The 14,094-nt window shown below is 64.7% G+C and carries 14 protein-coding genes; 10 read left to right on the top strand and 4 right to left on the bottom strand.

The features are described 5' to 3' along the window. From pabB to YP76_RS10385, 6 genes are all read left to right on the top strand, one after another. A complete protein-coding gene (gene pabB, locus YP76_RS28650) occupies window positions 1-1,179 on the top strand; it encodes an aminodeoxychorismate synthase component I (RefSeq protein WP_046763529.1) in 1,179 nt (392 codons plus the stop codon). Between the two features lie 24 nt (window positions 1,180-1,203). Then, entirely contained in the window at window positions 1,204-1,827 is a 624-nt protein-coding gene (locus YP76_RS28645) for an aminotransferase class IV (RefSeq protein WP_046763528.1), read from the top strand. Window positions 1,828-1,963: 136 nt separating this feature from the next. Then, window positions 1,964-3,166, top strand: a complete 1,203-nt coding sequence (locus YP76_RS10400) for a pyridoxal phosphate-dependent aminotransferase (RefSeq protein WP_046763527.1) — start codon at window positions 1,964-1,966, stop codon at window positions 3,164-3,166. Window positions 3,167-3,481: 315 nt separating this feature from the next. Next, complete coding sequence (locus YP76_RS28225; protein ID WP_198147463.1) at window positions 3,482-3,658, top strand: hypothetical protein; 177 nt, start codon at window positions 3,482-3,484, stop codon at window positions 3,656-3,658. Further along, window positions 3,645-4,316: a peptide-methionine (S)-S-oxide reductase MsrA gene (gene msrA / locus YP76_RS10390; RefSeq protein WP_046763525.1), complete on the top strand. Its 672-nt coding sequence runs from the start codon at window positions 3,645-3,647 to the stop codon at window positions 4,314-4,316. Before YP76_RS28225 ends, msrA begins: the two co-directional genes overlap by 14 nt. Before the next feature lie 13 nt (window positions 4,317-4,329). Next, entirely contained in the window at window positions 4,330-5,442 is a 1,113-nt protein-coding gene (locus YP76_RS10385; RefSeq protein ID WP_046763524.1) for a zinc-binding dehydrogenase, read from the top strand. 10 nt (window positions 5,443-5,452) lie between these two features. Here the strand turns inward: YP76_RS10385 and YP76_RS10380 are convergent, their stop codons facing one another. From YP76_RS10380 to YP76_RS10370, 4 genes are all read right to left on the bottom strand, one after another. Beyond that, window positions 5,453-5,806, bottom strand: a complete 354-nt coding sequence (locus YP76_RS10380) for a hypothetical protein (RefSeq protein WP_046763523.1) — start codon at window positions 5,804-5,806, stop codon at window positions 5,453-5,455. 38 nt (window positions 5,807-5,844) lie between these two features. Next, the gene (locus YP76_RS28220; protein ID WP_197707396.1) at window positions 5,845-6,021 is read right to left on the bottom strand and encodes a hypothetical protein; all 177 of its coding nucleotides are present in this window, start codon (window positions 6,019-6,021) and stop codon (window positions 5,845-5,847) included. 225 nt (window positions 6,022-6,246) lie between these two features. Further along, complete coding sequence (locus tag YP76_RS10375; RefSeq protein WP_046763522.1) at window positions 6,247-8,049, bottom strand: acyl-CoA dehydrogenase C-terminal domain-containing protein; 1,803 nt, start codon at window positions 8,047-8,049, stop codon at window positions 6,247-6,249. A 37-nt stretch (window positions 8,050-8,086) separates the two neighbouring features. Next, complete coding sequence (locus YP76_RS10370; protein ID WP_046763521.1) at window positions 8,087-8,494, bottom strand: MerR family transcriptional regulator; 408 nt, start codon at window positions 8,492-8,494, stop codon at window positions 8,087-8,089. A 108-nt stretch (window positions 8,495-8,602) separates the two neighbouring features. Between YP76_RS10370 and YP76_RS10365 the strand changes: the two genes are divergently transcribed. The 4 genes from YP76_RS10365 to YP76_RS10350 are packed head-to-tail and all read left to right on the top strand — an operon-like array spanning window position 8,603 to window position 14,027. Beyond that, the gene (locus tag YP76_RS10365) at window positions 8,603-9,025 is read left to right on the top strand and encodes a DUF2946 family protein (protein WP_046763520.1); all 423 of its coding nucleotides are present in this window, start codon (window positions 8,603-8,605) and stop codon (window positions 9,023-9,025) included. Window positions 9,026-9,069: 44 nt separating this feature from the next. Further along, window positions 9,070-11,103, top strand: a complete 2,034-nt coding sequence (locus YP76_RS10360; RefSeq protein WP_046763519.1) for a TonB-dependent receptor family protein — start codon at window positions 9,070-9,072, stop codon at window positions 11,101-11,103. A gap of 2 nt (window positions 11,104-11,105) precedes the next feature. Further along, entirely contained in the window at window positions 11,106-12,362 is a 1,257-nt protein-coding gene (locus tag YP76_RS10355; RefSeq protein ID WP_046763518.1) for a PepSY-associated TM helix domain-containing protein, read from the top strand. A gap of 42 nt (window positions 12,363-12,404) precedes the next feature. After that, window positions 12,405-14,027 carry an NAD(P)/FAD-dependent oxidoreductase gene (locus YP76_RS10350; protein WP_046763517.1) on the top strand — a complete coding sequence of 541 codons (1,623 nt, stop codon included), beginning with the start codon at window positions 12,405-12,407 and terminating at the stop codon, window positions 14,025-14,027. Window positions 14,028-14,094 lie beyond the last annotated feature (67 nt).

Genomic DNA, 14,094 nt, shown 5'->3' with positions numbered 1-14,094 from the left:
ATGCGCCTGCCGGGACCGACCGAAGCCTTTGCCCTGTTCGACGATGCCCGGACGCGCGCTCCCGCGCCCGCGCGCCTGTATCGTGATCCGGTGTCGGTGATTGCCGCGTATCGGCTGGAGGATGTCCAGCCCGCGCTCGACCGCCTCGCCGAAGCGGAGGAGGGGGGTCTCCATGCCGCCGGCTTCATCAGCTATGAAGCCGGCCTCGCGCTGGAGGATCGCCTTCGTCCGCTGGCCGCCCGTCATCATGCCGATATGGCGACAACGCCGCTGCTCTGGTTCGGCCTGTTCGAAGGGGTACGCCTGATCGCACCCGGCGCCATGCCGGACCTGCTGCCCGATCCCGCCCTGGCCCAGGTGGAGTCCGTTCGTCCGTTGATCGATGAGGTCGCCTATCGCGCCGCCTTCGCGCAGGTGCAGGACTATATTCGCGCCGGCGACATCTATCAGGTGAACCTGACCTTCCCCTGCGCCGCGCGTTTCAGCGGCGACCTCATGGCGCTCTATGCCGCGATCCGTCCGCGCCAGAATGCGGGCTATGGCGGCGTGATCCGCACCGGTGCCCACAGCATCCTGTCCTTCTCGCCCGAACTCTTCTTCACCAACGTCCGCGGTCAGCTCACGGCTCGCCCGATGAAGGGTACCGCCCCGCGCGACGCCGATCCGGCCGGCGATGCCACCTTGCGCGAATGGCTGGAAAGCGATGCCAAGCAGCGCGCCGAAAACCTCATGATCGTCGACCTGCTGCGCAACGATCTCTCGCGCGTCTCGCGCGCCGGTACGGTCACGGTGCCCGACCTGTTCAAGGTCGAAACCTATCCCACTGTCCATCAACTGGTATCGACCGTCCGCGCCCGCCTGCTGCCGGGCCTGTCGCCGGTCGATGTGCTGCGCGTCCTCTTTCCCTGCGGCTCGATCACCGGCGCGCCCAAGGTCCGGGCGATGGAGATCATCGATGCCGTCGAACCCCATGCGCGCGGCGTCTACACCGGCTCCATGGGCTGGATCGATCCGGAGGGAGACGCCGCCTTCAATGTTGCCATCCGCACCATTTGCGTCGAAGAAGGCAGTCCGGAGGGGCGCCTGGGTCTGGGTTCGGGAATCGTCGCGGATTCGGAAAGTCATTCCGAATGGGCGGAATGTCTGGCCAAGGGGCGCTTTCTCACACCGATAGCATGAGCGCAGGGAGCGTGATGGGTTTCAATGGCATTGGCTGACGGACGGTTCGACCTGCTGGAGACGATGGCTTTCGATCCCGTCGACGGCGTCCGGCTGCTGGAAATGCATCTGGAACGGCTGAAGGCCAGCGCCACCGCGCTTGATTTCGCCTTCGACCGCCATGATGTGCGCAACGAGCTTCAGGCCGCGACCTTTCGTTTGCGGGAGCGCAGCCGCCTGCGCCTGCTGGTGTCGCGCAGGGGTTCGGTCGCCATCGAAGTGCGCGAACATCGCACCTGGCCGCACGCGATCATGCAACTGGCCTGCGTGCCCCGCAACGCCCCGGCTAGCGACCCGCGCCTGGCCCACAAGACGACCGACCGCTCGCTCTATCGCGACGCCCTGAAACGCGGCGGCACCTATGAAGTGGTGATGACCGACGAGCAGGGCTTCCTCACCGAAGGCAGCTTCTCCTCCATCTTCGTCGAGCGTGGCGACAAGCTGCTGACCCCGCCGCTTCGTCGCGGGCTGCTGCCCGGCATATTGCGCCGCAGCCTGATCGAAATGGGCGAGGCAATCGAGGAGGATCTGCGCCCGCGCGACCTTGAAAAGGGCTTCTTCATCGGTAACGCCGCGCGGGGTATGGTGGCGGCATCGCTGGTCCGTTGAACCAGCCGGATGGCATCGGGATGAACCGAGGCCAGACATAGCGAACTGGCGGTTGCCCGATCTTTCGTTGCGCACTAAAGGACGCCGCGTCCGCCCTTATTGCGGGCCTTGGGGATTCTTCAGAAAGACTATTACCATGAGCCAGACTTCCGCAGCCCTCGGTCGCATCCAGCCCTCCGCCACCCTGGCGATGAGCGCGCGCGTGAATGCCCTCAAAGCCGAAGGCGTGGACGTTATCGGCCTTTCCGCCGGTGAACCCGATTTCGACACGCCCGACTTCGTGAAGGAGGCCGGCATCGAGGCGATTCGCAAGAACCTGACCCGCTATACCGACGTCGATGGCACGGCCGACGTCAAGGAAGCCGTCGCCTTCAAGTTCAAGCGCGACAATGGCCTGGTCTATAAGCGTAGCCAGATCAGCGTGAATTCGGGCGGCAAGCACACCCTGTTCAACGCGCTGGTTGCGACCGTCGATGCGGGCGATGAGGTCATTATTCCGGCGCCCTATTGGGTCAGCTATCCGGACATCGTGAACTTCGCGGGCGGCACGCCGGTCTTCATCGAAGGCCCGGCGTCGCAGGGCTACAAGATCACCGCCGCCCAGCTCGAAGCCGCGATCACCCCGCGTACCAAATGGGTGATGCTGAACTCGCCCTCCAACCCTAGCGGAGCGGCCTATTCGGCCGCGGAACTGAAGGAACTGGGCGAGGTGCTGCTGCGTCACCCGCATGTGCTGGTGATGACCGACGACATGTACGAGCATGTCTGGTACGCGCCGACCCCCTTCGCCACCATCGCGCAGGTCTGCCCGGACCTCTACGACCGCACGCTGACGGTCAACGGCTGCTCCAAGGCCTTCTCCATGACCGGCTGGCGCATCGGTTTCGCGGGTGGCCCCGAATGGATCATCAAGGCGATGGGCAAGCTCCAGTCGCAGTCGACCAGCAACCCCTGTTCGATCAGCCAGGCGGCCGCCGCCGCGGCGCTGACCGGCCCCCAAGACTTTCTGGAAGAACGCAACGCCGCCTTCAAGAAGCGTCGCGACATGGTCGTCGCCATGCTGAACGATGCGCCCGGCCTCGACTGCCCCACTCCGGAAGGCGCCTTCTACGTCTATCCCGATGCCAGCGGTTTGATCGGCAAGACCACGCCGAAGGGAGAGGTCATTAACAGCGACGAGGCGCTGATCGGCTATTTCCTCGACGAAGCGAAGGTCGCCGCCGTCCATGGCGCCGCCTTCGGCCTCTCGCCGGCCTTCCGCATCAGCTATGCAACCTCGGAAGAGGTGTTGAAAAAGGCCTGCACCCGCATCCAGGAAGCTTGCGCCGCGCTGAGGTGATCAAATGATCCTCCCCATCCTTGATGGGGAGGATCATCTGCCTTGCAAATGGTGGAGGGGAAACAGCGCCAGGCCAATCCTGGTCCCCCCAATCGCAAATTCGGAAACGGAATTTTTCCGCCGTGCCGTCTTGCAGATGGATCGGCGGGCGCTATATCCCGTTTCGAACCGAAACTGGCCTTCTCCCTCGGTCGTCCATCGTCCCCGGTGACGCGTTGGTCGAAACTGCCGTTGCGCAGCATGCATCCGGGGCTAGGCCGCGACATTCATTGCCGTCCGCCTGTGGCGGCCAAGACGACCGAAGGGAAGAACGCCATGACGGCATTCTTGAAATCCGACCTGTTCCTGCGCTTTCTGGGCGGGTTCGCGATCGGTGCGATCGGTGTTTTCATACTCCAGCCGAATGACGATCATTCGGCGCTGACCAGCCCGGCGATGGCCGCATCGGCCAGTGCCACCCCGGCTTCGACCGCGGATAATGCGGCGCTCTGACGGCATCGCCCTGGCTTTTCTGGCGGCGTTAGCCGTCGCTTCCCCGCTGCGTGCCGAACGCCCGATTTTGGCTCCTGTCCCGGCCATCGATGCCGCGCCTGGCAGCAAGCTTGAAACCGCAATCTTCGCGGGCGGCTGCTATTGGGGCGTGGAAGGCGTGTTCTCGCATGTGAAGGGCGTCCATCTCGCCGTGTCGGGCTTCGCGGGTGGTCCGCGGGACCGCAAGGTCGATTATGAGCGGGTCAGCCAAGGTGACACTGGCTTTGCCGAATCCGTCCGCGTCACCTACGATCCGAGGCAGGTCAGCTACGGCACGCTGTTGCGCATCTTCTTCTCGGTGATCGCGGACCCGACGACGCTCAACTATCAGGGGCCGGATCACGGCACCCAATATCGCAGCGCGCTCTTCCCGCTGAACGGGGAACAAGACAGGGCCGCAAGAGCCTATCTTGTCCAACTCGGCCGATCGGGCCTCTGGGAGGGTCCCATCGTCACGCGCCTCGAACGCTTCACCGGCTTTCAGGACGCGGACGATTATCACCAGAATTTCCTGAGCAAGAATCCGCGCCATCCCTATATCCTGCGCTGGGACATGCCAAAGCTTGCCGCGTTGAAGACGATGTTCCCTGCACTCTACCGCGATCGGCCATCAGCCTGAAAATGGAGCCTTCATGAGTGACACCCAAGGCCTCAAACTCCTCTCGACCCTGCATGAGGACGGCCGTCTGATCGTCGAACTGGTCGAGGAAACGCTGCCCGCGCCCAGGGGCGGTGAAGTCCTGGTCCGGGTGGAGGCCGCGCCGATCAACCCGTCCGACCTGGGTCTGCTTTTCGCGTCCGCCGATGTCGCCAATGCCGATTATGATGAGCGGCGGATCGTCGCCCGGATGCCCGATCCTGCTCGCCGCGCACTGGCCGCACGGGTCGGCCAGCCCATGGCGATCGGCAATGAAGGCGCCGGCACCGTCATCGCCGCGGGGGAGGCGCCCGAAGCACAGGCGCTGCTTGGCAGTCGGGTGGCGCTGATTGGTGGGGGCATGTTCGCTGAATATAGGCTGGTCGATGCCAGTGCCTGCATGGCCCTGCCCGGCGATGTAACGGCGGAGCAGGGGGCCTCGGCCTTCGTCAACCCGCTGACCGCGCTCGGCTTTATCGAAACCATGAAGCGGGAGGGGCACAAGGCCATCGTCCACACGGCCGCCGCTTCCAATCTCGGCCAGATGCTGGTTCGTATCTGCCAGGAGGACGGCATCCCTCTGGTGAACATCGTCCGCAACGACGCGCAAGTGGCGATATTGAAGGATATGGGCGCAGACCATGTCCTCGACAGCGGGAAAGACGATTTCCCCGCCCAGCTCGAAGCGGCCGTCGCCGCGACCGGAGCCACCATCGCCTTCGACGCGATCGGAGGCGGGGCGCTGGTCAGCGAGATTCTCCATGCCATGGAGCGGGTGGCCAGCAAGGACGCACCCTATAGCCGCTATGGCTCCAACAGCCGCAAGCAGGCCTATGTCTATGGTGCGCTGGACCTGTCGCCGACCGTCTTGACGCGCAGCTTCGGCTTTGCCTGGAATGTCGGGGGCTGGCTGCTCTTCCCCTTCCTCCAGAGCGCTGGCGCCGAAACGGCCGAGCGCATGCGCCAGCGCGTGCGCGACAATCTCACCACCACCTTCGCCAGCCATTACAAGGCTCGCATCTCTCTTGCAGAAGCGCTGAACCGGGAGGCGGTGCTGACCTACAACGCCCGCCGCACCGGGGAGAAATATCTGATCGTCCCGAATTGAAGGGGGCGGTTCAGTCCTTCTCGTCCGCAGGTCGGACATAGGCGCCCTGGCCGTCGGGCGGGACCAGTGATCTGTCCCTGACGGTCAGGGTGAGCGTCCGGAAGCCGGGGTTGGGCACATCCTTCGTCTTTTCGGAGGTCAGGATGACGGCACCGTCCTTTTCGGTCCATCTGCCCTCAGCAAAAAGATCGAGCGCGCCATAGACCAGATACCATTGGAAGCGGCCGTCCGGATGGAGCATCAGTTCCGAGCCGGTCTCCATCACGCCGCGCAGATAATAATGGCCCGTGCGTTCGGAGGCTTGGGCCAATAGGGGGCTGGCAAGGAAGGCTGTCAGCGGCAGAAGGGCGATGGGGGCACGCATCCCGCAATGATATCGCATGGCGGCGCGGGGCAATAGCCCTACCAGGCGCGGGGGCTATGGCCGACGCGGTTCGATACCTGCCGCTCGATCTCGTTGAGTTGGGCCTGGTTGAGGACGCCGGAAAGGAGCAGTTGGCGCATCAGCTCGTCCACCAGCGCCGCAAGGAAGTGAAGCTGTGCCCTTTCGGACAAGGTGTCGTTGCTGTCGACGTTCATGGCCTGACTCTCCGGCGTAAAGGCCTAGTCTTACGGGCTGATGGGGCGACGTATAGGGTGCCGAGCGCGGGGCGTCCTTCATTCGAGGCGGCTCGACGGATATGGTTAAGATGGGGCAATTGTCGCACCGCGCAGGGCGAGACATTGTCGTCGACGCCCGGAACGAAAACGCTCCGCCGCGGCGGGCCGGGCGGAGCGTCTTGTGTTTGTCTGGCGGACCGGGTTTTACGCCGCCAGGAACATCTCCGGATCGAGCGCCATCAGGCTGTCTGCGCCGCCCTCGATCTTGCGGCGAAGCGATCCTGCATCGGGCATGATACGTTCCGCGAAGAAGCGCGCCGTCACCAGCTTGGCTTCGAGGAATTTCGCGTCCTCCGCGCCCGCCGCGAGCTGGGTTGCCGCCGCAGTCGCCATGCGCAGCCACATCAGGCCGGTCGCGACGATGCCCAGAATGTGCATATAGTGGACCGCACCGGCCCCGGCATTGTCGGGATTCTTCATTGCATTCTGCATCAGCCACATGGTTGCGGCACCAAGTTGGCCGCTGGCCTTTTCCAGCGCTTCGGCGATCGGAGCGAGCTTGTCATCGGCCTTGGCATCAGCGACTTCGGTGGCGATGATCTTCAGGAAAGCCTGGAGTGCTCGGCCGCCGTTCATGGGTAGCTTGCGGCCGACCAGGTCCATCGCCTGCACGCCGTTGGTGCCTTCGTAGATCTGGGCGATCCGGGCGTCGCGCACATATTGTTCGACGCCATTTTCCCAGATGTAGCCGTGGCCGCCGAACACCTGCTGCGCCATGACGGCGACGTCGAATCCCTTGTCGGTGCCATAGCCCTTGATCACCGGTGTCAGGAGCTGGACGAGGTCGTCCGCCGCCTGGCGTTCCTCTTGCGTGGCGGCATTGTGGGAGAGGTCGACCTGAAGCGCGCCCCACAGCATCAAGGCGCGCAGCCCTTCGGTCAGCGCCTTGGCCTCCATCAGCATGCGGCGCACATCTGGGTGGACAAACAGCGTGTCGGCCTTCTCCTCCAGATCCTTGGGACCGGTCAGCGCCCGGCCCTGGCGCCGGTCATGGGCATAGGCGGCGGCATTCTGATAGGCGATCTCCGCCTGTCCCAGGCCTTGCAAGCCGACACCCAGGCGCGCGGCGTTCATCATGATGAACATGGCGGCCAGGCCCTTATTCTCCTCGCCCACCAGCCAGCCGGTCGCGCCGTCATAATTCATGACACAGGTGGCATTGCCGTGGATGCCCATCTTATGTTCCAGCGATCCGCAGGAGACGGCGTTGCGCTCGCCCAGGGAGCCGTCTTCGTTGACCAGGAACTTGGGGACGACGAACAGGGAAATGCCCTTGCTGCTGTCCGGCGCGCCGGGCGTCTTGGCGAGGACAAGGTGGATGATATTTTCCGCCAGGTCGTGCTCGCCTGCCGAAATGAAGATCTTGGTGCCGCTGATCGCATGGCTGCCGTCGGCATTGGGCACGGCCTTGGTCTTGATGAGGCCGAGATCGGTGCCGGCATGCGGTTCGGTCAGGTTCATCGTGCCGGTCCATTTGCCCGACACCATATGGGGGATATATTTCTGCTTCTGCTCTTCGCTGCCCTTGGCGAGCAGCGCGGCGACGGCGCCGCTGGTCAAACCATGATACATTTCAAAGCTGTGATTGGCCGAGAGTATATATTCGCTGACAGCCGTCGCGACGACATGGGGCAAACCCTGGCCGCCATATTCCACCGGCGCGTGGAGCGTGGTCCAGCCGCCTTCGACATAGGCGTCATAGGCCGCCTTGAAGCCTGTGGGGGTCTTTACATTGCCGTTGGCGTCGCGAGTGCAGCCTTCCTTGTCGCCAATGGCGTTCAGCGGGAAAAGCACTTCGGCGGCGATCTTGCCGCCTTCTGTCAGGATCGCCTCGACCAGATCGGCCGTCGCATTTTCGAAGCCGGGCAGGTTGGTGTAGCGGTCCAGGCACACGACATGGTCAAGCACGAAGCGGGTGTCGCGGACGGGAGCGGCATAACTGGGCATGGATCTTCTCCGAGGGTTCTGTTCTGGTGAAGGCGGATTATCTGTGAAGGACGGCCACGAATTGCGCCAGTTCGGCAATGGCGGCGTCGATGTCGTCCTTCTGCCGGGTCAGCAGGGCGATGCGCGCCTCACATTTGGCGACGGTGACGCGGCGCTGTTCCTCATGTTCCTCATCCGCGTCGTACAGGTCGATCATCTCGCGAATGTCGGACAGGCTGAAGCCGACCCGCTTGCCGCGCAGGATCCACGCCAGCCGGGCGCGATCGCGGCGCGAATAGATGCGGGCCAGCCCCTGCCGCTCGGGTGCGATCAGGCCTTCGTCCTCATAGAAGCGCAGGGCGCGGGCGGTGACGCCGAATTCCTCGGACAGGTCGGTGATGGTGTAGCTCTGCCGGTCGCTATGATCGGGCAGTTCGATACCGGCGATGCTGGTGCGTTTGTCCATGTCGGTTGATGTAACTGTGCTTTACGTTTACGTCAAGGTCAGTATATCTTGCCGTGGCTCTTTTGTCCTAGTGACAGGGCGGTCGGTCGCCGCTAGGGCTTTGGCGACATGATGAGCGCTGTCAGACAATCGGAAGCCGCAAGGGGTCTGCTGGCCACGCTGGCTCTGCTTGTGTTGGCGATCCAGTTTGTCGCCCCCTCCGGCTTCATGCCGGTGCGGACCGAACGAGGCGTCATGGTGACGCTTTGTACCGGCCAGGGCGCCGTCAATGTGGTGGTCGACCGGGGTGCCGTTGGCCGGGATGGGGCGGCGGGCGAACATCATCGCCAGGATGATGGCGCACCGGGCCAGCCGCATTGCCCCTTCGCCGCATCGGTGCAGCCGGCCGTGCCGCCGCTGGTGTTGGCCGATCTGCCGTTGCCGGCCTGGCAGCTCGGTTTCGGGCCGATAGCCTTTGCGCTCAAGACCGGGGCGATCGCTCGGCTGGCCGCGCCGCCGCCACCTTCATCGGGGCCCCCCGCCACCTTCTGAAAATCCGCTGTTTTCTTGTGATTTTTCAGTAAGGTTGTCCTTCTATGTCCGCTTTTTCCGTTGCGCGCGGCGTTTCGCTGTGTGCGCTGGCCTGCTCGCTTTCCGCTCCTGTCCTGGCGGATGAAGGCGGCGATCAGGGCCGCATCATCGTCACCGCAAGTCCCATTGTCGAGGCAGTAGCGGAGAAGGTCGTCCGCACGCCCGGCGGCGTCGATGTCGTGTCGGCCGAGGATTTCGAAGACAAGCTGGCCGTGTCGTTGCGCGACACGCTGAGCTTTTCGCCGGGCGTCTATACCCAGCCGCGGTTCGGTCAGGAGGTACGGATTTCCATTCGCGGATCGGGCCTGTCGCGCGGCTATCATATGCGCGGGCTGACGCTGTTGCAGGACGGTATTCCGATCAACATGGCCGACGACAACGGCGATTTCCAGGAACTGGACCCACAGGTCTTCCAGCATCTGGAGGTCTATCGCGGCGGCAATGCGTTGCGGCTGGGCGGATCGACGCTGGGCGGGGCGATCAACGCGGTGACGCCGACGGGGCGCACGGCGCCGGGTGCGGACATGCGGGTCGATGGCGGGTCGTTCGATACGCTGCGGGCCAAGGCGGCCTATGGCTATAGCGATGAGCGGGGCGATGCCTGGGCGGCCGTGTCCGCCGACCGATCCGATGGCGACCGCGATCATGGGCGGCGCAAGGCGTTGCGTTTCAACGGCAATGCCGGGCTGAAGCTGAACGATCGAGTGGAGACGCGCTTCTATGCGAGCGTGCAGACGATCCGGCAGAAGCTGTCGGGATCGCTGAATGAAGGCGATGCGCTGGACCTTCCAGCCAAGGGCAATTTCGCTGGGGATCAGGCGCGCAACATCGATTCGATCCGCTTGCAGAACCGGACCACGGTACAGCTTGGCGGCGGGCAACTGGCGGTTGGCGTCTATTATAATGCCAAGGCGCTCGATCATCCGATCTATCAGGTCGTCGACCAGAAGTCGGAGGATCGCGGCGTCTTTGCCAGCCTCGATTGGGCGGGCGATTGGGGGGGATTGCCGGTCGAGCTGACGCTGGGCGGTCAGGCACGCTTCGGGCAGGGCAAATTCCGCCAGTTCGTCAATGTGAACGGCCGGGCCGGGGCGCCGACCTCTTACCAGAAGGCGCGGGCGCAAACGATCAACAGCTATGGCGAGGTGCGGATCGCGCCGCTGTCCGGGCTGTGGCTGATCGCGGGCGGCATCTATACCCATGGCGAGCGGCGGCTGGATAATCGTTTCGCCCCGGCGCGGAGCGGGGATGTGTCGTTCGATGCCTTTGCACCGAAGTTCGGACTGCTGTTTGAACCGGCGCGGGCGGTGCAATTCTATGCGAACTACAGCCGGTCGGTGGAACTGCCGGGCTTTATCGAGCTGGGGCAGACAGCGATCGACGCGAACGGCGTCGCCTTGCCGGGTTTCACGCCGCTTGGCACGCAAAAGGCCTGGACGGCGGAGATCGGCACGCGTGGGACGCTGGGCATCGCACATTGGGATGTCAGCCTCTACCGCGCCGACCTGAAGGGTGAGCTGCTCCAATATAATGTGGTGGCGGGGCTCTATCCGGCGGCGACCTTCAATGCGGACCGGACGCGGCACCAGGGGATCGAGGCGGGGCTGGACTTGGCGCTGACCCCTTGGGCTAAGCTGCGGCAGGTCTATCAATATAGCGATTTCCGGTTCCGCGACGATGCGCAGTTCGGGAACAACCGCCTGCCGGTGGTGCCGCGCCATTTCTATCGCGCGGAGCTGAAGCTGGGGACGAACCGGTTCAGCGTCTCACCCGCCGTCGAATGGCTGCCGCAGGGGGCCTGGGTGGACTATGCCAACAGCAAGCGGGTGGGGGATTATGCCACGCTGAACCTTGGTGCGCAGGCGGAGGTGAAGCCGGGTGTCACCCTGTTCCTGGACGCGCGTAACCTGACGGCCGAGCGCGCGATCGGCGACATCAGTGCGGTGGTGAACTATGCGAAGTTGGCGCCTGCAAGCCGGGCGATCTTCTATCCCATCGAACGGCGCGCCTTCTACGGCGGCGTCCGCGCGCGGTTCTGACCATGGAAGGCGGGCATTTCTACCGGGCGATGTGGCGCTGGCATTTCTATGCCGGGCTGATCGTCCTGCCGGTGCTGGCGCTGATGGCGGTGACGGGCGCGCTCTATCTCTACAAGCCGGAGATCGAGCGCATCGTCTATCGTGACCGGATCGTGGTGCAGCCGGGCGGGGCGCTGCTCGCGCCGTCCCGGTTGGTCGCAGCGGTGGAGAAGGCAAGCGGCGGGAGGGTGAGCCAGATCCAGCGCCCTGCCGCATCCGATGAAAGCTGGCGGCTGACAGTCGGCAGGACGGCGTGGTTCGTCGATCCTTATGACGGGCGCATATTGGGCAGCATGGCGGGCGGCGGCGTCATGAAGACGATCAAGGATTTGCACAGCCTGGCGATCACCGGACCCATTGGCAACCGGCTGGTCGAGGTGGTGGCGGGCTGGGCGATCCTGTTGTGTGTGACGGGGCTCTACCTGCGCTGGCCGCGCGCGGGGAACCGGGCGCTGGCGCTGCGCGGGCGGCCCGGCGGGCGGCTGTTCTGGCGCGATCTGCACGGGACGGTCGGCTTTCTGGCGGCGGGCGTGATCCTGTTCCTGGCCGTCACCGGCATGCCTTGGACCGAGGTCTGGGGTGGCGGGCTGCGCGGTGTAATCACAGCACAGGGGCTGGGGCGGCCGTCCGCCGCCGTCGTGCCATGGAGCGCGCCCGTCAAGGAAGTGCTGCCATGGGCATTGCGCGAGGGTGGCGCTGTTCGGGGCGGCGCTGGCGGCGTCGACGTGGATGAAATCATGCGGATCGCGGATCGGCGCGGTCTGACGGGGGGCGTCACGATCGGTGTGCCGGCTTCCCCGGGCTCGCCCTGGCTGGTATCGGCGCTGGCCGTCCGGGCGGAGGATTCGCATGTCCTGACCATCGATGCAGGCTCCGGCGCCGTGGCGCAGGATGTCGACTGGCGCATGTTCGGCGGCGGCGCCAAGGCGGTGGAATGGGGCGTCGCCACCCATCAGGGGTTGGAATATGGCGAACCGAACCGGTTGCTGATGCTGGCAGGGTGCCTTTGCCTGCTGCTGCTTTGCGTGACCGGGCCCGTGCTGTGGTGGAAACGGCGGCCCGAAGGCAGGCTGGGCGAACCGCCGGCAGCGGCGCAGGGCGCCAAGCGCATCGTGGCCGGATTGATGCTGGGGCTCGGCGTTCTGTTTCCTCTGACGGGCCTCAGCATGGTGGCGGCGTTGCTGGGTGAGTGGGCGGCCGGACGGCTGCGTCGCGCGTGACGGGGCTGGAGCCGACTCGGTAATAGGTTTAGGGGCGTCGACATGTTGCGCCTTTCCGGACTGAAACTGCCCCTCGACCATCCTGCCGAGGCGATGCACGCCGCCATTTGTGAACGACTGGGCCTCGAACCGCAGGAGCTGTTGAGCCATGTCGTGGTGCGTCGGGGCAATGATGCGCGGCGGAAGAATGCGATCCAGCTCGTTTATACCGTCGATCTCGAACTGGTGGACGAGGCCGGGGTGCTGGAGCGTTCCGCCAAGGATCATGATGTCCGCCCGCGTCCGGATACCGACTATAAATTCGTGGCAAGGGCGCCCGCGGGCTGGTCGGGCAAGCGGCCCGTGGTCATCGGCGCGGGGCCGTGCGGGCTGTTCGCCGGGCTGATCCTGGCACAGATGGGTTTCCGGCCGATCATCCTCGATCGCGGCAAGGTGGTGCGGGAACGGACCAAGGATACCTGGGGGCTGTGGCGCCGGGCCGAACTCAATCCCGACAGCAATGTGCAATTCGGGGAAGGCGGGGCGGGCACCTTTTCGGACGGCAAGCTCTATTGCCGGGTGAAGGACCCGCGTTTCCTGGGCCGCAAGGTGCTGGAGGAATTCGTCGCGGCGGGCGCGCCGGACAATATCCTGACCGAGGCGCATCCGCATATCGGTACCTTCCGCCTCGTTTCGATGGTGGAGGCGATGCGGCGCCAGATCGAGGGGTTGGGCGGCGAATATCGCTGGCAGCACCGGGTCGACGAGCTGGAACTGGAACGGCGGGGTGACGGCACGCAGACGCTGCGCGGGGTGCATTTGGCGGATGGCGGTTTCATCGAGACGGATCATGTCGTCCTGGCGGTGGGCCACAGTGCCCGCCCGACCTTCGAGATGCTGCATCGGCGCGGCGTGCATATCGAGGCCAAGCCCTTTTCCATCGGTGTGCGGATCGAGCATCCGCAAAGCTGGATCGACCGGGCGCGTTATGGCAATTGCGCGGGCCACCCGGCGCTCGGTGCGGCGGCCTACAGCCTTGCCCATCATTGCGCCAACGAGCGAACGGTCTACAGCTTCTGCATGTGCCCTGGCGGACGCGTGGTGGCGGCGACTTCGGAGGAAGGGCGCGTCGTCACCAACGGCATGAGCCAATATTCGCGAGCCGAGTTCAATGCCAATTCGGGTCTGGTCGTGGGCATCGATCCGGAGCGGGACTATCCCGGCGGGCCGCTCGCGGGCATCGAATTGCAGCGCCATTGGGAAAGCATGGCCTTTGTCGCGGGTGGCGCGAGCTATCATGCGCCCGGGCAGAAAGTAGGGGATTTCCTGGCCGGACGGGCGTCCACGCAATTGGGCGAGGTCGTGCCTTCCTATAAGCCGGGCGTTACCATGACCGACCTGTCGCGCTGCCTGCCCGCATTCGTGCTGGAGGCTTTCCATGAGGCTATCCCGGTCTTCGGGCGGCAGATCGCCAATTACGACCACCCCGACGCGGTGATGACGGGGGTGGAGACACGGACCTCCTCCCCGATCCGCATAAGCCGGGGAAAGGATTTTCAGAGCCTCAATGTGGCGGGGCTTTATCCGGCCGGGGAGGGCGCGGGCTATGCCGGCGGGATCCTCTCCGCCGCGATCGACGGTATCAAGGTGGCCGAAGCGGTGGGTCTCGGCATCGCAGCGAACTGACTGCAATCGTCCTGCCGGCTTCACCCTGATCGTTCGACGGCCGTCGCTGGTCGAGGGGGAACTGGAC

This window comes from Sphingobium chungbukense (assembly GCF_001005725.1).
In the GTDB taxonomy this organism is placed as follows: Bacteria; Pseudomonadota; Alphaproteobacteria; order Sphingomonadales; family Sphingomonadaceae; genus Sphingobium; species Sphingobium chungbukense.
The sequence above is the reverse complement of the archived record's forward strand: the minus strand, read 5'-3'. Positions and strand labels throughout refer to the sequence as shown.

What these genes read in the sequence shown, in the direction of transcription:
- pabB (WP_046763529.1), top strand. Translation starts at nt 1, where the DNA reads ATGCGCCTGCCGGGACCGACCGAAGCCTTTGCCCTGTTCGACGATGCC.
- YP76_RS28645 (WP_046763528.1), top strand. Translation starts at nt 1,204, where the DNA reads ATGGCATTGGCTGACGGACGGTTCGACCTGCTGGAGACGATGGCTTTC.
- YP76_RS10400 (WP_046763527.1), top strand. Translation starts at nt 1,964, where the DNA reads ATGAGCCAGACTTCCGCAGCCCTCGGTCGCATCCAGCCCTCCGCCACC.
- YP76_RS28225 (WP_198147463.1), top strand. Translation starts at nt 3,482, where the DNA reads ATGACGGCATTCTTGAAATCCGACCTGTTCCTGCGCTTTCTGGGCGGG.
- msrA (WP_046763525.1), top strand. Translation starts at nt 3,645, where the DNA reads ATGCGGCGCTCTGACGGCATCGCCCTGGCTTTTCTGGCGGCGTTAGCC.
- YP76_RS10385 (WP_046763524.1), top strand. Translation starts at nt 4,330, where the DNA reads ATGAGTGACACCCAAGGCCTCAAACTCCTCTCGACCCTGCATGAGGAC.
- YP76_RS10380 (WP_046763523.1), bottom strand. Translation starts at nt 5,806, where the DNA reads ATGCGTGCCCCCATCGCCCTTCTGCCGCTGACAGCCTTCCTTGCCAGC.
- YP76_RS28220 (WP_197707396.1), bottom strand. Translation starts at nt 6,021, where the DNA reads ATGAACGTCGACAGCAACGACACCTTGTCCGAAAGGGCACAGCTTCAC.
- YP76_RS10375 (WP_046763522.1), bottom strand. Translation starts at nt 8,049, where the DNA reads ATGCCCAGTTATGCCGCTCCCGTCCGCGACACCCGCTTCGTGCTTGAC.
- YP76_RS10370 (WP_046763521.1), bottom strand. Translation starts at nt 8,494, where the DNA reads ATGGACAAACGCACCAGCATCGCCGGTATCGAACTGCCCGATCATAGC.
- YP76_RS10365 (WP_046763520.1), top strand. Translation starts at nt 8,603, where the DNA reads ATGATGAGCGCTGTCAGACAATCGGAAGCCGCAAGGGGTCTGCTGGCC.
- YP76_RS10360 (WP_046763519.1), top strand. Translation starts at nt 9,070, where the DNA reads ATGTCCGCTTTTTCCGTTGCGCGCGGCGTTTCGCTGTGTGCGCTGGCC.
- YP76_RS10355 (WP_046763518.1), top strand. Translation starts at nt 11,106, where the DNA reads ATGGAAGGCGGGCATTTCTACCGGGCGATGTGGCGCTGGCATTTCTAT.
- YP76_RS10350 (WP_046763517.1), top strand. Translation starts at nt 12,405, where the DNA reads ATGTTGCGCCTTTCCGGACTGAAACTGCCCCTCGACCATCCTGCCGAG.